Annotated in this window: 16 protein-coding genes; 11 read left to right on the top strand and 5 right to left on the bottom strand. The window is 29.8% G+C overall.

The annotated features are described in order from the left end of the window. Positions 1-19 precede the first annotated feature (19 nt). From larA to RYO54_RS14165, 4 genes are all read left to right on the top strand, one after another. Positions 20-1,294: a nickel-dependent lactate racemase gene (gene larA / locus RYO54_RS14180; protein WP_315120051.1), complete on the top strand. Its 1,275-nt coding sequence runs from the start codon at positions 20-22 to the stop codon at positions 1,292-1,294. A gap of 68 nt (positions 1,295-1,362) precedes the next feature. Beyond that, positions 1,363-2,151 (top strand): electron transfer flavoprotein subunit beta/FixA family protein, encoded by a 789-nt coding sequence (locus RYO54_RS14175; protein ID WP_315120048.1) that lies wholly within the window; start codon positions 1,363-1,365, stop codon positions 2,149-2,151. A 19-nt stretch (positions 2,152-2,170) separates the two neighbouring features. Further along, positions 2,171-3,370 (top strand): FAD-binding protein, encoded by a 1,200-nt coding sequence (locus tag RYO54_RS14170; protein WP_315120046.1) that lies wholly within the window; start codon positions 2,171-2,173, stop codon positions 3,368-3,370. Between the two features lie 20 nt (positions 3,371-3,390). Continuing rightward, positions 3,391-4,800 carry an FAD-binding oxidoreductase gene (locus tag RYO54_RS14165; protein ID WP_315120043.1) on the top strand — a complete coding sequence of 470 codons (1,410 nt, stop codon included), beginning with the start codon at positions 3,391-3,393 and terminating at the stop codon, positions 4,798-4,800. A gap of 41 nt (positions 4,801-4,841) precedes the next feature. Here the strand turns inward: RYO54_RS14165 and gltX are convergent, their stop codons facing one another. Next, positions 4,842-6,302 carry a glutamate--tRNA ligase gene (gene gltX, locus RYO54_RS14160; protein WP_315120040.1) on the bottom strand — a complete coding sequence of 487 codons (1,461 nt, stop codon included), beginning with the start codon at positions 6,300-6,302 and terminating at the stop codon, positions 4,842-4,844. 241 nt (positions 6,303-6,543) lie between these two features. Next, the gene (locus tag RYO54_RS14155) at positions 6,544-8,055 is read right to left on the bottom strand and encodes an MBL fold metallo-hydrolase (RefSeq protein ID WP_315120037.1); all 1,512 of its coding nucleotides are present in this window, start codon (positions 8,053-8,055) and stop codon (positions 6,544-6,546) included. A gap of 116 nt (positions 8,056-8,171) precedes the next feature. On the opposite strand from RYO54_RS14155, the gene RYO54_RS14150 reads away from it, so the two are divergent. From RYO54_RS14150 to RYO54_RS14135, 4 genes are all read left to right on the top strand, one after another. Next, positions 8,172-9,479 (top strand): DNA repair exonuclease, encoded by a 1,308-nt coding sequence (locus tag RYO54_RS14150; RefSeq protein WP_315120034.1) that lies wholly within the window; start codon positions 8,172-8,174, stop codon positions 9,477-9,479. Continuing rightward, positions 9,472-12,105, top strand: coding sequence for an AAA family ATPase (locus tag RYO54_RS14145; protein ID WP_315120030.1), 2,634 nt, complete (start codon positions 9,472-9,474; stop codon positions 12,103-12,105). The genes RYO54_RS14150 and RYO54_RS14145 overlap by 8 nt, the downstream gene beginning before the upstream one ends. 61 nt (positions 12,106-12,166) lie before the next feature. Then, positions 12,167-13,066, top strand: a complete 900-nt coding sequence (locus tag RYO54_RS14140) for a DMT family transporter (protein WP_315120029.1) — start codon at positions 12,167-12,169, stop codon at positions 13,064-13,066. Between the two features lie 32 nt (positions 13,067-13,098). After that, positions 13,099-14,226, top strand: coding sequence for an aminopeptidase (locus RYO54_RS14135; RefSeq protein ID WP_315120026.1), 1,128 nt, complete (start codon positions 13,099-13,101; stop codon positions 14,224-14,226). A gap of 31 nt (positions 14,227-14,257) precedes the next feature. On the opposite strand, the gene RYO54_RS14130 is transcribed toward RYO54_RS14135, so the two are convergent. After that, on the bottom strand, positions 14,258-15,511 hold the full coding sequence (locus RYO54_RS14130) for a D-alanyl-D-alanine carboxypeptidase family protein (protein ID WP_315120025.1): 1,254 nt from the start codon (positions 15,509-15,511) through the stop codon (positions 14,258-14,260). Positions 15,512-15,679: 168 nt separating this feature from the next. Here RYO54_RS14130 and RYO54_RS14125 point away from each other — a divergent pair, with 168 nt between their 5' ends. Further along, positions 15,680-16,312 carry a CoA pyrophosphatase gene (locus RYO54_RS14125; RefSeq protein ID WP_315120022.1) on the top strand — a complete coding sequence of 211 codons (633 nt, stop codon included), beginning with the start codon at positions 15,680-15,682 and terminating at the stop codon, positions 16,310-16,312. Between the two features lie 93 nt (positions 16,313-16,405). Here RYO54_RS14125 and RYO54_RS14120 read toward each other — a convergent pair whose 3' ends face one another. Beyond that, positions 16,406-16,747 carry a hypothetical protein gene (locus tag RYO54_RS14120; RefSeq protein WP_315120020.1) on the bottom strand — a complete coding sequence of 114 codons (342 nt, stop codon included), beginning with the start codon at positions 16,745-16,747 and terminating at the stop codon, positions 16,406-16,408. Positions 16,748-16,939: 192 nt separating this feature from the next. On the opposite strand from RYO54_RS14120, the gene RYO54_RS14115 reads away from it, so the two are divergent. Next, complete coding sequence (locus RYO54_RS14115) at positions 16,940-17,158, top strand: hypothetical protein (protein ID WP_315120017.1); 219 nt, start codon at positions 16,940-16,942, stop codon at positions 17,156-17,158. Between the two features lie 28 nt (positions 17,159-17,186). Here RYO54_RS14115 and RYO54_RS14110 read toward each other — a convergent pair whose 3' ends face one another. Continuing rightward, positions 17,187-18,671, bottom strand: a complete 1,485-nt coding sequence (locus RYO54_RS14110) for a nicotinate phosphoribosyltransferase (protein ID WP_315120014.1) — start codon at positions 18,669-18,671, stop codon at positions 17,187-17,189. Between the two features lie 283 nt (positions 18,672-18,954). On the opposite strand from RYO54_RS14110, the gene RYO54_RS14105 reads away from it, so the two are divergent. Continuing rightward, positions 18,955-19,254: a hypothetical protein gene (locus tag RYO54_RS14105; protein WP_315120012.1), complete on the top strand. Its 300-nt coding sequence runs from the start codon at positions 18,955-18,957 to the stop codon at positions 19,252-19,254. Positions 19,255-19,261 lie beyond the last annotated feature (7 nt).

Genomic DNA, 19,261 nt, shown 5'->3' with positions numbered 1-19,261 from the left:
AATTTAAGAGGTGATTGATTTGATGGAAATAAAAATACCTTATTGGAAAAAACATTTAAGTGTCAATATACCAGATAAAAATTTAGTGGCTATATTAGAATCTAAGGCAGATTCTTATATAGTGGAAAAAAGTCAACAGGAAATAGTTAATGAAGCATTGGATAATCCTATAGAAAGCCCTTTATTGGAGGATTTAGTAAAAGGGAAAAATGATATGGTTATTATAACCAGTGACCATACCCGACCTGTACCAAGTAAAATAACTATGCCTATATTACTAAGAAGAATTAGAGCAGTTAATCCAGATATAAAAATAAAAATACTTATAGCAACTGGATTTCATAGACCAACGACTAAAGAGGAACTCATAGATAAGTTTGGAGAAGATATTGTTAAAAATGAAGAAATAATTATGCATGTATCAACGGATAAAGATAGCATGATTAAAGTAGGCATACTTCCTTCAGGAGGAGAGCTGTATTTAAATAAAGTGGCAATGGAGAGTGAACTTTTAATAGCAGAAGGATTTATTGAATCACATTTCTTTGCGGGGTTTTCTGGAGGAAGAAAAAGTGTATTGCCAGGAATAGCAGCAGCTCAAACTATTATGGCAAATCATTGCTCTGATTTTATAGCAAACCCTAATGCTAGAACTGGAATTTTAAATAAAAATCCAATTCATGAAGACATGCTATATGCAGCTAAGGTGGCAAAGCTTGCTTTTATACTAAATGTAGTGATAGATAATGATAAAAAAGTAATACATGCAGTAGCAGGTCATAGTGAGTATGCTCACAAAAAGGGATGTGAATTTGTAGAGGAATTATCTACAGTAAAGAAGGTGGAAGCAGATATAGTAATTACAAGTAATGGAGGATATCCTTTAGACCAAAATGTATATCAATCTGTAAAGGGAATGACAGCAGCAGAAGCTACTTGTAATGAAGATGGAGTAATCATTATGGTTGCCTCTTGTAGCGACGGACATGGAGGGCAGGCTTTTTATGATAATCTAGCCAGTGCTAAATCTCCTAAAGAGGTTTTAGATAAGGTAGTTAAAATACCAAGAAATAAAACTATTCCAGATCAATGGGAGATTCAAATATTAGCAAGAATTTTAAATAAGTTTACTGTAATAATGGTTACAGATATGTGTGATCCAAATTTAATAAAGAGTATGCATATGCAACATGCATTTACTATGGAAGAAGCTTTAAAGAGAGCTTTTGAAATAAAAGGAGAAAATGCTAAAGTAACAGTTATTCCAGACGGGGTAGCAGTAATAGTTAAATAATATATTTTACTATAAATAGAGAAAATACAAAAATTATCGCAAAATTTATAATATAGGGGGTAATAAATATGAATATACTAGTGTGCATTAAACAGGTTCCAGGAACTTCAAAAGTAGAAGTTGACCCAGTTACAGGGGTGTTAAAGAGAGATGGTGTAGATTCAAAGATGAATCCCTATGATTTATATGCACTTGAAACTGCATTAATGCTTAAAGAACAACATGGTGGTCAGGTCAATGTAATAACTATGGGTCCTCCGCAAGCTGAAGAAGTGATTAAAGAAGCATATGCTATGGGGGCAGATAGGGGAGTTATTTTATCCGACAAAAGATTTGCAGGGGCAGATGTACTTGCGACTTCATATACCTTGTCTCAAGGTATAAAGAAGATGGATGAGTTTGATATTATAATTTGTGGAAAACAAACTACTGATGGAGATACAGCACAGGTTGGACCAGAGATAGCAGAATATTTAAATATACCTCATATCGCAAATGTATTAAGAATATTAGAAGTAAATGGGAAGTCAATAGTTGTAGAAATGGATATGCCAGATACTATAGAAGTTTCAGAAATTAAATTCCCTTGTTTGCTCACAGTAGAAAAAGATATTTTTGAGCCAAGGCTTCCTTCATATAAAAAGAAGAAAGACACGGAAAATAGAGAAATTAAATTTTATTCATTAGACAATTTTGAGGATAAAGATGAGAAAAAGTACGGGCTTAGCGGTTCTCCAACTCAAGTTGAAAGGATTTTTCCACCTGCTGTAAATGATCATAAAGAAATTTGGCAAGGAAGTGCAGAGGATTTAAGTGATAGGATATTTAAGGCGTTAAAAAAATCCAAATTCATATAGTTTAGAAGGGGGAATATACATGGGAAAATTAGTAATAAACCAGAACAAGCTAAATAATAAAATTATAAAAGAACTTATAGAAATATGTCCATTTAGAGCTTTTGAAGAAGATAATGGAAAACTTTCAATAAATGCTGCCTGCAAGATGTGTAAACTATGTGTAAAAAAAGGACCAGAAGGTGTGGTTGAATTTATAGAAGAGGAAGTTAAAACTATAGACAAAAGTAAATGGAAAGGTATCGCTGTTTATGTGGATCACATGAATGGAGAAATACATCCTGTTACTTTTGAACTCATAGGAAAAGCTAGAGAATTAGCAGGAAAAATAAATCATCCTGTCTATGCAGTGTTTATAGGGGCAGATATAAAAGAAAAGGCTGAAGAATTATTACATTATGGCATAGATGAAGTATTTGTATATGATAATAAAGAATTAAAGGATTTTAAAATAGAACCATATACAGTAGCTTTTGAAGATTTTATAAACAAAGTAAAACCTTCTTCTGTATTAGTGGGAGCAACTACAGTAGGAAGATCTTTAGCCCCTAGAGTAGCAGCTAGATTTAGAACTGGTCTTACAGCGGATTGTACAGTTTTAGATATGAAAGAAAATACTGATTTAGTCCAAATAAGACCAGCTTTTGGTGGCAATATAATGGCACAAATAATAACTCCAAATAATAGACCTCAATTCTGTACTGTAAGGTATAAAATAATGGATGCACCAGAGAGAACAAAAGAAAAAAAGGGGAAAATTACTTTGTGCAATATACATGAAACAAAATTAAATTCTAATGTGAATGTTTTAAAAGTAACTAAAAAAGAAAAAGAAGTTAGTATATCAGAAGCAGATGTAATTGTAGTAGCTGGAAGAGGAGTAAAATCAGAAAAAGATATGAATATGGTTGTGGAACTTGCAGACTTATTAGGAGGGCAAGTAGCCGCTACTAGGCCTCTAATAGAAGCAGGTTGGGTTGATGCAAAGAAACAAATAGGCTTAAGTGGCAGAACTGTAAAACCAAAGCTTATCATTACCTGTGGAGTATCTGGATCTGTTCAATTCGTGGCAGGAATGAATAACTCGGAACAAATATTTGCCATAAATAAAGATCCAAATTCTTCGATATTTGATGTAGCTCACTATGGAATAGTAGGAGACTTATATGAGATAGTACCTAAACTCATAGAAAATATAAAAGAACATGGAAAATTGGCTTAACAAGTAAAGGAGGATTTATTATGAAGAGCTGTAATAATTATAAAAGAATAGATAATAAGGATTTAGAGTTTTTAAAATCTATAGTTGGTAAAGATAGAATATTTATAGGTAATGATATAAGTGAAGATTTTAGCCATGATGAGCTTGGTGGCATAGAAAATATGCCTGAGGTTTTAGTGGAGGTTTTAATTACGGAAGAAGTCTCTAGAATAATGAAATATGCTTATGAAAATAATATACCGGTAGTTGCTAGAGGATCTGGCACAGGACTTGTTGGAGCGTCTGTTCCTATACATGGTGGAATAATGATAAATCTTTCACCTATGAATAAAATATTAGAGCTAGATGAAGAAAATTTAACTCTTACAGTAGAACCAGGAGTTTTGCTGATGGAAATAGCTAAATTTGTAGAAGAGAATGATCTTTTTTATCCACCAGATCCAGGGGAAAAATCCGCAACTATAGGAGGAAATATAAACACCAATGCTGGTGGAATGAGAGCAGTTAAATATGGAGTAACTAGAGATTATGTAAGAGGTCTTGAGGTAGTATTACCGGATGGCACTGTTATGGAACTTGGAGGGAAAGTTGTAAAGAACAGCTCAGGATATAGTTTAAAGGATTTAGTATGTGGTTCTGAAGGAACTTTAGCTATTATTACTAAGGCTATATTAAAACTTTTGCCACTACCTAAAAAATCTATAACCCTTTTGATACCTTTTGAAGATTTAAATAAGGCTATAGAAACTGTTCCTAAAATAATAAAATCAAAGTCTATTCCAACTTCCATAGAATTTATGGAAAGAGATGTTATTTTAGCAGCAGAAGAATTTTTGGGTAAAAAGTTCCCGGATAACTCAGCTCATGCATATTTAATATTAAATTTTGATGGAAATAGTAAAGAGGATATAGAAAGAGATTATGAAAATGTAGCACAAATATGTTTAGAAAATGGAGCTATAGATGTATTAATGGCAGATACCGATGAAAGAAAAGAAGCTATATGGTCTGCCAGAGGGGCTTTTTTAGAAGCTATAAAGGCTTCCACAACTGAAATAGACGAATGCGATGTATGTGTTCCAAGGAATGAAATAGCGGAGTTTATAAAGTATACCTATGAGCTTCAGGAGAGATTTAATGTACGTATCAAAAATTTTGGTCACGCAGGGGACGGAAATTTACACATATATATATTAAAGGATGATTTGTCAGAAGAACAATGGAAGGATAAACTAGATAAAGTATTCCAATGTATGTATGATAGAGCTAGAGAATTAAATGGACAAGTTTCAGGAGAACATGGTATAGGATTCGCAAAGAGACAGTATTTATTCCAGTCTATAGGAGAAGAACAAAGGGAGTTGATGAAGAGAGTAAAATTAGCATTTGATCCAAAAAATATATTAAATCCAGGAAAAGTATGTGAATAAAATTAAAAAAGGTAGATCACGTTGATCTACCTTTTATTTTATTACTGAACTTCTTTTAAAAGTTCTATACCAATTTTAATTCTTCTTAAAGATTCTTCTTTTCCTAGAATTTCAGCTATTTCAAATGCTCCACCTGGAGTAAACTGTTTTCCTGAAAGGGCAGTTCTAATAGGCCATAATACTACGCCGTTTTTTACCCCTAATTCAGCAACTAGGTTCATCATGCTATCATGAGTAGAATTAAAAGTCCATTCATTTAAGCCTTCTAATATAGGAAGAGCTTTTTCTAAGCTAATAAGTGAATTTTCATAAGTTGTCTTCATTTTCTTGTGAAGATAAAGTTCTGGAGAATACTCTGGTAATGCCTCGAAGAAATCTATATTACCAGGTATTTCAGATAATACTTCAGTTCTTGTATGAAGCAACTGACTTAATTTCATTAAGTCAATGTCTTTAGTTATAACTTTCTTATAGTATGGCAATGCCATGCTGTGGAAATCTTCTAAAGATAACATTCTTATATATTCACCATTCATCCATTTTAACTTAGTAATATCAAAAATAGCAGGAGCTTTATTGATATTCATATAATTAAATTCATCTTTTAATTCTTCTAGTGTAAAAATTTCTTGTGTAGTTCCAGGATTCCATCCAAGTAGGGCTATATAATTTAATATAGCGTTCTTAAGATATCCCATTGAAAGTAGATCTTCAAAGGAAGCATCTCCTTTTCTTTTACTTAATTTATTGTGGGCATCTCTCATTATTGGAGGACAATGTATGTATTTTGGAACTTCCCAGCCAAAAGCGTCATATAATCTATTGTATTTTGGAGAGGAGGATAAATATTCACTTCCTCTAACTACATGTGTTATATTCATTAAATGGTCATCCACAACGTTTGCAAAATTATATGTTGGAAAACCATCTGATTTTAGTAATACCATGTCATCTAATTCAGAATTATCTACAGTTATTCTTCCAAAAATTTCATCATCAAAAGAAGTAGTGCCTGTAGTAGGATTGTTCTGTCTTATTACATAAGGAATACCGGCTGCAATCTTCTCTTCAATTTCTTCTTTTGAAAGGTGAGAACAGTGCTTATCATATTTATGAGGTTTTCCCAAAGCTTCAGAATTTTCTCTTATCATATCTAATCTTTCTTTTGTACAGAAACAGTGATATGCTTCACCTTTATCTATAAGTTTTTGTGCGTACTCTAAATAAATAGATTTTCTTTCGCTTTGAATATAAGGACCTACAGGACCACCTATATCTGGACCTTCATCATGGTGAAGACCAGTTGTCTTTAGAGTATTATATATTATATCAAGGGCACCCTCTACCTGTCTCTCTTGGTCTGTATCCTCAATTCTTAATAGAAAATCTCCGCCATCGTGCTTAGCGATTAAATAGGCATACAGTGCTGTTCTCAAGTTACCAACATGCATATAACCAGTTGGACTTGGAGCGAACCTTGTTCTAATTTTGTTTCCTTCCATTTTTTCCACTCCCTATTATAAATATTTTAACCCTGAAAAGGGATATTAGGCTATTCTATAAAACAAAAACCTCTCATCCTGAAATCTTGGACGAAAGGTACGGTTACCAGATAATTCTATCATATAATACTGTGAATTACCTGTCAAGCAGATGTAACAAGTTTTTTCTAATCATCATATATAAACTTTGAAAAGGATATTTTATTAACATATATTATCCCAAAAAGAGAAAAATATTCTTCTAACTGTTTTTCATAGTGTTCTCTATATTTTTTAATAGAAGATCTTTATCCATGTTATCTATATTATCTAGAGAGTTTAATAAATCAAACAATTTCTCCTTCAAAGGACTTTTTTCTTCTTCCATACCAGGAATAAAAGTATCCCCGCTACTCATGATATAAGATTTATATCCTGTACTATCTAATAGCTCTTTAAAGCTCTTTTGGCATTCTTCTTCACCATGTACTAATAGAACTGCCTTTGGTTTTTTATTAAAGGCTTCAAGCCAATTTAATAAACCATTTCTATCAGCATGACCAGATAAACCAGGAAGATTATAAATTTTAGCATTGACAGCTATTTCTTCACCAAATATTTTTACTCTTTTTGTTCCATTCAGTATATTTCTTCCAAGGGTGCCTTCTGCTTGAAAACCTACGAAAACCACAGAGCTTTCTTTTCTCCATAAATTATGTTTTAAGTGATGCTTTATCCTTCCAGCTTCACACATGCCGCTAGCGGATATAATTATAGCATTACTTTGAATTTTATTTATCTTAGCAGACTCTTCAGGAGATTTTGTAAAAAACAATCCATCAAATTGGAATGGGTTATCTCCATCTTCTATCAGTTTTGTAGCTTCTTTATTATAATATTTAGTATATTTATTAAAAATTCTTGTAGATTCAGTAGCAAGAGGGCTATCTACATAAACTTTAATATTTTTTAAGATATCATTTTCTACAAGTTTGTTTAGAGCATAGATCACTTCCTGAGTTCTACCTACAGCAAAGGAAGGAATAATTACATTACCACCTTTTTTGAATGTAGATTTGATTATATCTACTAGCTCATTTAGGTTAGTATCGAATTTTTCATGGAGTCTATCACCATAGGTGGTTTCCAGGATAACATAGTCAGCTTCTTCGATAAAGGTAGGATCTTTTAATATAGGTAATCCTTTGTTGCCTAAATCACCAGAGTACACTAGTTTAATATCTTTTTCCCCTTCATTTATAAGTATTTCCACTATAGAAGAACCTAAAAGATGACCAGCATCTTTAAATCTAATCTTAAATCCATCGAACAATTCTACCCAATGGTTATAGGGATATCCTTTAAATAAATACATAGATAATTGTGCAATTTTTGCAGTGTACAGTGGCTCTACAGCACTCAAGCCCATTCTAATTCTTTTTCTGCTAGTCCATTCAGCTTCCATCTCATGAATACTGCCACTGTCTTCTAGCATTATACTGCATAGATCCTTAGTGCCTTCTGTACATAAAATGTCTCCTTTAAAGCCTTGTTTATAAAGTAAAGGAATTCTGCCACTATGATCTATATGAGCGTGGGAGAGAATAACATAATCTATATTTTTAGGGTTAAAGTTAAAGTTTTCGTTTCCTCTTTCTTTTTCATCTTTCCCTTGATATAGACCACAATCTAATAAAATGGTTTTATCTTTTACTTTAAGTAAATGACAGGAGCCTGTAACACATCCAGTAGCACCGTAAAACTCAAGCTTCATGATATAATCCCTCCTAATATAGTAGTATATATAAATTATATCACTATAGATAAAAAAATTAAAATTTCTATGGTATAATTTTACTATGTATTTATGAAAGTGATGTGAAAGATCTTATGAGTAGAAGTTTTAAATTTATTCATACGGGAGATATACATTTAGGCAATATAATGAATATCTCTGAAAAATCAGATAATAGTTTTAATAATATATTTGAAAGTTTTAGTTATATATGTAACTATGCTCAAAACAACAATGTGGATTTTATTCTTATATCGGGAGATTTATTTCATAGCAAAGGAAGGGACATAAGGGTAGATAAATTTTTTTACGATCAATGTAAGAATATAAGTCCTATAAAGGTATATGTTATATGTGGAAATCACGACCCAATGAAAAATAGATATGAGATATTTGAAGCTCCTTCTAATTTAATTTTTTTTAACAGTAATGCTCCTCAAGTAGAGGAGATATATAAGGATGAAAATATTATATGCAGAATCATTGGACAATCCTATCAAAATACCTTTGAAAAGAAAAAGATTCATCAAAAATACAAAGAGTATCTGGAGGAAGATGGTACTTTTAATATTGCTCTTTTACATACTCAGCTAGGAGATGATAACTATATTCCGTGCACAATAGGAGAGCTTAAAGAGATAGAGAATATAGATTACTGGGCATTAGGACATATTCATAAACCTCAAGTGTTAAACATAGAGAAGCCATTTATAGGCTATCCTGGAATACCACAAGGATGTGACTTTGGTGAGAGAGGTTCAGGAGGCTTTTATTTGACAGAAGTTAGCGAAAGAAAAATCTCTAATGTGAAATTCATCCACTGTTCCTCTGTAATTTGGGAGAGGATTAATTTAAATATAGATTTTAATAATGCCCCTAATAACATTGAAGAATTAGAGGATTTGATGATTAAAGCAGGAGAAGATTTTCTAGATAGATACAATAGCAATTTACAATTAGGAATGGAAGAAGAGGATGAAATTGAGAATAAGACTTTTATTGTAAGATGGATAATTGAAGGTAGGGGAGAGATACACAACTTAGTAAGGGAAAAAGAAGAATTTCTTATTTCATACCTTAAAGAATCTTTAAATAAGAGATTATTTTACAGTGGTTTTTCCATATGGACTGAGGAGATAAGTATAAATACTAAACCTGCATTAGATTATAATCTTTTAGAGAAGAATCCTTTTTATGAAGAAGTTAAAAGGATCTATGAATTATGCTTAAGAGATGAAGAAATTAAAAAAGATATAATAAAATCCTTAGGGAAAATTTGGAGCTATGGCAATGAAGAGTTTATAAATGATTATCAATTCTCTTTGCATGAAGAAGATTATTTAGAGTTGATAAAAAGGAGTTTAAATTTAATTGAAGAGAAACTTTTAGAAGGTAGTGAGTAAATTGTATATAAAAAGACTATATATTGGAGATTTTGGAATATATAAAAATGAAACTATTAAAGAGCTAAATAATGGATTGGTAGTAATAGGAGGAGCTAATAGAGCGGGAAAGTCTACTTTACTAAAAATACTTAAAAATTTACCCTATGGATTTGGTAAAGGAGAGGATTTACCACCGGCAAATGATAAGTATTATATAGAAACTACTATCAAAAAGGATAAGAATGCGTATAATTTAAAATTGGAAAGTTATAAGAAACCAATTATAACACCTAGTATAGAAGAGGATTTATATACTATAGATAAGTATACATATAATGAGTTATTTACTATAGACTTAGAACTTTTAAATAATAACTTAAAAGAAAGAAAAGATATACAAACCATATTATTAGGAGCTGGTTTTAAAGAGGTTTTAAAAGTTCCTAAAATAATTAGAGAGATAAAAAAAGAAGGAAATAAAATAGGAGGCATACAAGGAAACCCAAGTTCTAAACAGTTCAAGCCTTTTTTTAATGTAATCAATAGAGATATAAAAGATAGGGAGGAATCCTTAAAAGAAAAAGATATATATTTACAAATAAAAAAGGAACTAAAAGAATTAGAAGATAAAATTGAAGATAGTATTTTGAAAAAAGAAGAGAAGGAAAATAAGTTAACTAGATTAGAGACAATAGTAAATAATTATGATGATTATATCAGACTTAGGGAAATAGATGAAAAAATTAATAGAGATAAACACATATTAGATAATTATAATGGATTTTCTAAGGAAACCATTGAGGTATTAAAAAATGAATATGAAAAAATTAAGAATGAGTTGAAGGAAAAAACTCTAATTTATGAGAATTTATCCAAAGGAGAGCAGGTAAATAAAAAAAGTTTGTTGAATAACTTAAAAGAGTTAGAGTATTTAAATAAGGAGGTTTATGGACTAAGAGAACAAATAAAAAGCTACAGTACTTTAAAAAATGAAAATTACAATGAAGAAAAGAATATCATAAATTTAATCAATAATTTAAATAGCACATTAAAAGGAAATATGGACTATCTAATGAATTTAAAGTGTGATTATTTATGGATAGATGAATTGCGAAATCTAGATCAAAATTATAAAGAATTGAAAGATAAAAAAGATAGCAGTGGAAATCTAAAAAATAGAAATTTAATATATGTTTTTTTAATAATCATGACTACTTTTATTTCTTATTTATTTATGATAAGTGTAAATAATAATTTATATAAATTATTATTTATAATTGCTGAATTTTTACTAATAGGTTCATTTATTTATATAATAAATAGATTGAATCATAATAACGGAGAAGATTATAAAGAAATTGGAAACATAGAAAGCAAGTTTGAAGAATATAAAGGTATACTTAAATTAGAAAGAGAAGTAACACCGGAGGGTATGATTCAATATATAAAATCAACCTTGACTATTAAAGAAAGAATAAACAATTTTTTATTACAAGAAAAAAAGGCCCTACAACTTGAAGAAGAGATAGGGATAAAAAGAGAAAATATAGTAAAAAAAATAAATCAATGTTATATGGATGAAGATTTAAATTATAGTGAAATTAATTCAATAGATTATATTATAGAGAAATTAGAAAAATTGATTCAGTTAGGCTTTAAGCTGAAAGAGGTTGAAGTTTATTTAGGAAATTTAAATAGGTGTGAGGAAAAAATATTAAGATATTTAAATATAAGTAACCAGAATGTAAGAGTACAAGAAGTACTAGAAGAACATCGTAAAAATATCCAGTTGTACCATGAGCTTTTAGCATTAATAAATGAAAAGGATAAAATAATATATAAATTAAATTATTCATTTTTCAGAGAAGAACTACATGAGAAGGCTTATACTAATATAAATAATATATTCCAAGAAGAATTTAAAAATTATGGATCCATTGATGAAATGAAAAGAGAAGCAGAGGAGTTACTTCAATATAGTAAAAAGATAAAAATTACTATAGAAAGCCTAAAGGAAGAAAAAAATAAGTTGTCTCTAAAATTAGAAGGATTACAAAAATCCTCTATCTTAGAAAAAATAGAAACTCAAATTTCTAAAACTAGAAGTGATATGAAGCCTTTAGCTGAAAAATATGCACTATATAATTGTGCATCCTATATATTAGAAAGGGCTTATAATGATTTTATTGATAGATCTAAAGATGATATATTAAATGAAGCTAGTAATGTATTTTCTAAAATTACCGATGGTGAATATGATAAAATTCTCTTAGGAAATGATTTGTTAGATATGGATTTTAAATCTCACTCAAGTAATAATGATTTAGAAAATACAACAAGAGAGTTAAGTAGAGGTACAAGGGAACAACTATTTTTATCTATAAGGCTTAGCAGAATACTTAATTTAGATCCATTGCCTATTATAATTGACGATTCTTTAGTTAACTTTGATTCTTCAAGTCTAAAATCAACATTACATATTATAAAAGAGTTAAGCAAAAGAAACCAAGTTTTCCTTTTAACCTGTCATTCTAAGCTAATTGAATGTATTGAGGATTTAAGCATAGATAGTCAATATTTTATATTAGATAAAGGAAGTTTTACACCTACAGATGGAAAAACTTTAATCAACCATTTAAGCTAAGAAAAAGTTTTTATTATATAAAATATATATTAAGTGCAACTATAGTTTAGGGGGGATTCATTTGGAAAATAAAAAAAGCGCTCATGTATTAGCTATGCTATTGATGGTTTTATGGGGGCTATCCTATCTGAGTATAAAGCTGGTGGTAGAAGAAATAAATCCTGTATTATCTGCATTTTATAGGTTTTTATTAGCTTCAATTATTTTATTTGTATTTTTAAAAGTTAAATATCCAGAAGAGAAGATATTAAAAGAGGATAGATTAAAAGTTGCTTTAAGCGGTCTTTTTGGAGTTTCACTTTATTTTTACTTTGAAAATTACTCTGTGTTATTTACATCTGCATCAAATGTAGCGGTATTGATATCTTCAATACCAGTATTTACTCTCTTATCTCAAACGTTAATATTTAAGGAGAAGATGACACTAGGTAAAATGGGTGGAGCAGCTTTAAGTGTAATAGGTATATTTATAATAATTATATCTAAAGAAAAAGTAAGTTTCTTCTCAAGTGGAACTATTGGAGATATCATGGCATTGATGGCTGCTCTTTGTTGGGTGGTATATACAATTATAACAAGCAAGTTTAAGGGTAATTATAAAAGTATAACTATAACCACTTATCAAAACTTATGGGGATGTTTGTTTTTAAGTCCATCAATTTTTGTATTTAAAGTGAGCATGCCATCAACTAAAGTCATATTTAATATCATATATCTTTCAATATTTTGTTCTTGTATAGGTTATGCCATATATATATATTGTCTTAATAAATTAGGGGCCACCGTTATCACTACATATATAAACTTACAACCTATTGTAAGTTTAATTAGTGCTAAAGTGCTACTAAAGGAAAAAATAACCCTATGGCAAGTATTAGGTAGCTTAATAATAATAAGTGGAGTGCTTTTAGTTAGCTTTAGTGAAAAAATTAGCTTGAATAATTTGGAAGAAGTGATATAGTATTAATATATTTATTTTAGGAGGGATAATTCATGGCAGATCAAAGACTAAATAAATTAGCCAAGCTGTTAGTAAATTACTCAACAGAAGTGAAAACTGGAGATTTTGTATTGGTTCAATGTGAAGAAGTATGCATACCTTGGATGGCAGAAGTGGTAAAGGAAGCATTAAAAGCTGGAGCTCATGTAGAAACACTAATAGATTCAGCAGAAGTGGATAATATTAAATTAAAATATGCATCAAAAGAACAGCTAGAAGAGGAGAAATTTATTCAAAAACAAGCTATAGAAAAGGCAGATGTATGGTTAACCGCTTGGGGAACGGTAAATACTAAAATAAACTCTAATGTAGATTCAGATAAGATAAAATCTTCATCAAAAGGAAGCTCAAGCTGGAGAAAGATATACTCAGAAAGAATGGGAGATGGGTCATTAAGGTGGTGTGGAACTCAGTTTCCTACTAATGCAGACGCTCAAGAGGGATCTATGAGTTTAGATGAATATCAGGAATTTGTATATGGAGCTGGTCTTTTAGATAGTGATGATCCTGTGGAAGAATGGAAAAAAATAAGCAGAGAACAGGAAAGATGGATAAAATATTTAGATAATAAAAAAGAGCTACACATATTATCTGAAGGTACAGATATAAAGGTAAAAATAGAAGGAAGAAAGTGGATTAATTGTGATGGTAAAGTAAATTTCCCTGATGGTGAAATATTTACTTCTCCTGTGGAAAACGGAATAGACGGATACATAACTTTTAGTTTTCCAGGTATATATGCTGGAAAAGAAATTGAAGGAATAAAGTTAAAAGTAGAGAAAGGTAAAGTTGTAGAAGCTACAGCGGATAAAGGAGAAGATTTATTAAAATCATTGCTTTTGACAGATGAGGGAGCTTCATATTTTGGGGAAGTTGCCATTGGCACAAATTATGGAATAAAACAATTTACTAGAAATATGCTTTTTGATGAAAAAATAGGTGGTACAATTCATATGGCTATAGGGGATTCTATGCCTGAAGCTGGTGGAAGAAATAGAAGTACAATTCATTGGGATATGTTATGTAATATGAGAAATGGCGGAAAGCTATATGCCGATGGTGAATTATTCTATGAAAATGGAGAATTTATTTATGAAATATTGGAAAAGTATAATCTATAAAAAATAAAGGAAGCACATGCTTCCTTTATTTTTATAGATAATTAGATTTTCTTTTTCTTCTTTTACGTTTAGTAATACTTCTTGTAATAGATGCAATCAATAGGATGAATATTATCAAACCTATGAAAGCCCCTATGTATAGTATTAAATTAGACTTTAATATTGCTCCTTTTGATATGTTTGTATAAAGCTTATATTCTTTTACGGCTCCTCTTTCTTTTAAATTTAATGTTCCTATACTAGTATTTTCATTTATTTTCCAAGGATTTACTTTATCTAATTTAACTTCTTCCTTAGCTTCTTTTTTATTTACTTCATTGTCATAATAAAGTACATCTTCTTTTAAAATTAAAGGAACTTCAATTTCCTTGTTTGGACCAAAGAAAATCAATGGTTTGTAATTAAGCTTTTCAGTTTTTATAGTTGTATCTTTTTTGTGAAGACTAGTTTTTGTGGCTTTAAAGCTCCAGTCTATAATCTCTTTCATGTCTTCGAATACAAAAGAATCTTGACTATCATAAACAGAGTTTAGCACAACTCCAAGTATTTTTCGCCCATCTCTCTCATACATGGCTACAAGACATCTTCCGGCCTTTGAAGTATACCCAGTTTTTCCACCTACATTCCCATCTTCACCTACAAGTTTATTTCTATTCTCGATAATAAAAATTGTACCTTTAGAAGTTTTAATTGTACTATTTGTCTTATTCATAGATTCTTTTACCCAAGAATTTTTAAAGGCTTCTCTTCCTATAACAGTTAAATCGTAGGCAGTAGTATAGTGATCAGGATCATGTAATCCATTAGGAGTAATAAAATGAGTATTCTTCAACCCTAAGCTCTTTATTTTGCTGTTCATAGCTTCAGCAAACTTTTCACTATTACCTGATACGTTATCAGCAATCATGTAGGCTATATCGTTACCTGAGAACAGAAGTAGTCCGTCCATAACATCCTCAGCAGTCATAGTTTCATTAACGTCTATTGAATGTAAATTTAGATTTAGAGAGTACTCAGGTTGAGATTTTGCGGATTCTGTATATTTAAGTGCATCTCCCTTATCGAATTTTTCTGCAAGTAGTAAGGCTGTTAATAATTTAGTTGTACTTGCAGGGTACATCTTGCTATCTACAGATTTAGCATAGATTATTTCACCTGTATCCATATCAATTGTAATAGCAGATTTTCCATAAATATTAGGTTTATCATCAGCTGCAAACGCAGAGGTGCAAAATGAAAATATTAATACAATTGTTAATAATAATGAAGTACATCTCTTTTTCAAAGTTCATCTCTCCAATTTCTTTATGTTTTATTTTCAGTATTTTATCCATTAAAGTATAACATGGGGAAGGTGTTTTTACAAATGAAGAAAATATTAAATTTAAAAATAATAATTGATATAATTTTTGATATAATATAATTTGAAGTATATAGTTTTGGTGGTGAATATATGTTAAATAATATCATGTCCATTTTTGCTAAGAGAAATAAAGGAATAATAGGAGATTATGAAAAGAGTTCAGTAATAATTTTTTTGATATCAGACAATGAGAATTTAGAAGTTCTATTTCAAGTAAGAGCTTTTAATTTACAACATCAACCAGGAGATATATCTTTCCCTGGTGGAAGGATTGAAAAGGGAGAAAGTGAAGAGGAAGCTGCAATTAGAGAAGCCATTGAAGAGTTGAATATAAAAAGGGAAGATTTTAAGATGATAGGAGAAATGGATTCTTTAGTAACTCATTATAATAGAATAATATATCCATTTATTGCATTGCTCAATAAAAATGAAATAAATCCTAGTAAAGATGAAGTGGACCATGTATTTACTGTACCACTTCAATATTTCTTAGAAAATGAACCAGAGGTTTATGAAATAAAAATTACACCTCAAGTACCTGAAAATTTCCCATATCATTTAATAGTGGGAGGAAGAGATTATAAATTTAGTAAAGCAAATGTGAAACAATACTTTTACCAATATAAAGGGTATGTCATATGGGGAATGACAGCTCAAATTATTAAATCCTTTGTAGATATTATAAAAAATGAAAAATTAAAAGATTATAATGTTAGAAAATGAAAATAAAGAGTGAAGAGCGTAGATATAAATTTACATTTGATAAATTTATATCTTACTATTCTTCACTCTTTATTATATAAATTTTTAGCTAAATTAAAATGTTTTTTTCTTTGGCATAAATAAGATAATGGATGCTGCTACTACAGCTATATAGACAAAAGGAAAAATTATTGATATTAAACCAGTAGTGTACAAAAACTTGAAAAATGCAAATAGTGTGATGGAAATAACAGTCCAACCTAAAGATAGGTATTCCATCCTTTTGTTTTTTTCAGTCCATAAGTCAGCATCTTTCATCTTGCCAACTATTTTATTTCTATCTTTACTTTCGGGAGCAGATTTAATGGATAGCATTTTAAAGTATACATAGGAAATAATTGCTATTAGACCTACTCCAAGAAAAAAATAAGAAATAGATATCCTAGTTATATTCATACAAATCACCTCATGATTTTTATTAATATTATGTACTTATTCTTATACTAAAATCTAAATTTATACATATTCATTAAATCGTAAAAATTTAATGAATTATCAAAATATATATTCATTTTTCCTCTAGAGTAATGTATAATATGGGTAATAAATAACTTTATATTATTAAGCTTGGGGAAGGGGTTGTTTTCCATGACAGAATGTCCTTTTTTATCTTCATATGATGATAAGGTGGAGTGTTTTGCAGATTGTGCACTATTTAATTACAAAGATAATAATGGGTTATGTCCATTTAAGTCATTAGAAGCATATAATATAGAGAAGATGGAATATTATGATAGTGCTCTAGATGATATAGATTTAAAATTTATAAAAAGCTCCTACTTAGAAGGGAAAAATGAATATCTTTAAACAATAAAAAAAGGCAGTTAACTGCCTTTTATTGTTCATCGTCATATATGCTAGAGTATTTATTTATCAAATTATGTTTTACGGACCATAATTTAGAGGATAAATCTACATAATAATTGTGAGGATTTTCAAATCTCAAAACTTCATGCCATAATTTTTCGCTTTCTTTCTCTGCAACTTTGCTTATTTCTAATACGTCAGGAGAATCATAAACTAAGTTGCCCTTATCAAATATTTTAACCATTAAGTCTTTAGCATAGAAGTTTCTAACCTTCTTTTTCTTCCAAGTGAATACTGGATCAAATAGAGTTAGAGGCTTATTTTCATCTATGATCTCATCATTTAAGGTTATTAAATCAGCAATTGCTTTATTCGTTTCCTTATCAAAAATTCTATAAACCTTTTTAAAACCTGGGTTAGTTATTTTTTCTTCGTTTTCGCTGATTTTAATTTTGGGAATTATGGTGTCTTTATCTTCTATTGCAACTAATTTATAAACTCCACCAAAAACTGGTTCGGATTTAGCGGTTATTAATCTTTCTCCCACTCCAAAACCATCGATTGTAGCTCCTTGTCTCAATACAGATCTTATTATGTACTCATCTAGAGAATTTGAAACTATAATTTTAACATCTTCGTAGCCTGCTTCATCTAACATTTCTCTACATTTTTTTGATAAATAAGTTATATCACCACTATCTATTCTTATACCCTTAGGTCTATATCCTTTAGGTTTTAAAATATTATCAAAAACCTTTATGGCATTAGGCAACCCTGATTTTAAAACATTATAAGTATCTATTAATAACACACAATTGTCTGGATATACTTTTGCCCATGTTTCAAAAGCTTCATATTCCGTAGGGAAGAGCTGAACCCAACTGTGAGCCATGGTACCTGCAGAAGGAACTCCAAACATTTGCTCAGCTATAGTGCAAGCTGTTGAATTACATCCGCCAATTATTGCAGCACGAGCACCGTAGATAGCTCCATCATACCCTTGAGCTCTTCTTGAACCGAATTCCATAACAGATCTACCATCAGCCGCTCTACATATTCTATTTGCTTTTGTAGCAATTAAAGTTTGATGATTAATAGATAGCAAAATCATGGTTTCAACAAATTGTGCCTGTATTATAGGACCTCTTACTGTTACTAGAGGTTCATTAGGGAATACCGGATTTCCCTCTGGTATAGCCCAAACATCGCAACAAAATTTAAAATCCTTTAAATAATTCAAAAATTCTTCTGAAAAAATATTTTTACTTCTTAAATATTCAATATCTTCACTTGTGAAAGATAGATTGTTTAAGTATTCAATAAGTTGCTGTAGACCAGCCATAATGCAGTAACCACCACCATCGGGTACTCTTCTAAAAAACATATCAAAATATGCTATTTTATTTTCTATTCCGCTTGAAAAGTATCCGTTACCCATAGTTAGCTCATAAAAATCTACCAACATAGTGAGATTTCTTTCGTTACGAACATTAAAATTCTTAATGTATTCCATATCAATTTCTCCTTGTTAAATAAATTTAAAGTTATTAATATTTTAAACCTTAGTTGGTATTATTACAAGAATAAATGAGATGAATTAAAATTTTGTACTTGAGAATAATATATTATTGATATGAAACTTTATGAAATAAATAAAGCGTAGTATAAAAAAATAAATCTCAATCTATAATATGCATATAATGTTTTGGATACATAAATAATTGACATATTTAATATATGTGTTATACTATATATTAAGCTATTCATTAATTCCAAAATAGTAGGAGGTAAAAAATATGATAGCTTTTAAAACGATGTGGGATGATGTAGAAAATATTATTTCAAAAGATGAAATAAAAGATGTTTATATTATTGAAAAGTATAGAGATGGATTTGTTGTTGAAGATAATTTAACTAACTACTTTGTCGGCAAGCAAGACTTTGTAAACTTTTGGTGTAATATGCTATATTTCAATGAGATATGTTTAGATGATTTAAATATAAAGGAAGAGCCCAATTTTAAGTATGTATGTGCGGTTATAAAACAATTACCATACATAAAAGTAAACTCAGATACAATTAGCTTTATGGAATAGTTTGTTG

The sequence above is a fragment of the uncultured Clostridium sp. genome (assembly GCF_963515715.1).
GTDB lineage: Bacteria > Bacillota > Clostridia > Clostridiales > Clostridiaceae > Clostridium_AW.
Note: the sequence above shows the minus strand (reverse complement) of the source record. Positions and strands in the feature narration are given on the sequence as shown.

Coding starts and splice junctions, on each gene's coding strand:
- RYO54_RS14115 (WP_315120017.1), top strand. CDS start 16,940: ATGACAGAATGTCCTTTTTTATCTTCATATGATGATAAGGTGGAGTGT.
- RYO54_RS14110 (WP_315120014.1), bottom strand. CDS start 18,671: ATGGAATACATTAAGAATTTTAATGTTCGTAACGAAAGAAATCTCACT.
- RYO54_RS14105 (WP_315120012.1), top strand. CDS start 18,955: ATGATAGCTTTTAAAACGATGTGGGATGATGTAGAAAATATTATTTCA.
- RYO54_RS14155 (WP_315120037.1), bottom strand. CDS start 8,055: ATGAAGCTTGAGTTTTACGGTGCTACTGGATGTGTTACAGGCTCCTGT.
- RYO54_RS14165 (WP_315120043.1), top strand. CDS start 3,391: ATGAAGAGCTGTAATAATTATAAAAGAATAGATAATAAGGATTTAGAG.
- RYO54_RS14170 (WP_315120046.1), top strand. CDS start 2,171: ATGGGAAAATTAGTAATAAACCAGAACAAGCTAAATAATAAAATTATA.
- gltX (WP_315120040.1), bottom strand. CDS start 6,302: ATGGAAGGAAACAAAATTAGAACAAGGTTCGCTCCAAGTCCAACTGGT.
- RYO54_RS14135 (WP_315120026.1), top strand. CDS start 13,099: ATGGCAGATCAAAGACTAAATAAATTAGCCAAGCTGTTAGTAAATTAC.
- RYO54_RS14175 (WP_315120048.1), top strand. CDS start 1,363: ATGAATATACTAGTGTGCATTAAACAGGTTCCAGGAACTTCAAAAGTA.
- RYO54_RS14120 (WP_315120020.1), bottom strand. CDS start 16,747: ATGAATATAACTAGGATATCTATTTCTTATTTTTTTCTTGGAGTAGGT.
- RYO54_RS14125 (WP_315120022.1), top strand. CDS start 15,680: ATGTTAAATAATATCATGTCCATTTTTGCTAAGAGAAATAAAGGAATA.
- RYO54_RS14150 (WP_315120034.1), top strand. CDS start 8,172: ATGAGTAGAAGTTTTAAATTTATTCATACGGGAGATATACATTTAGGC.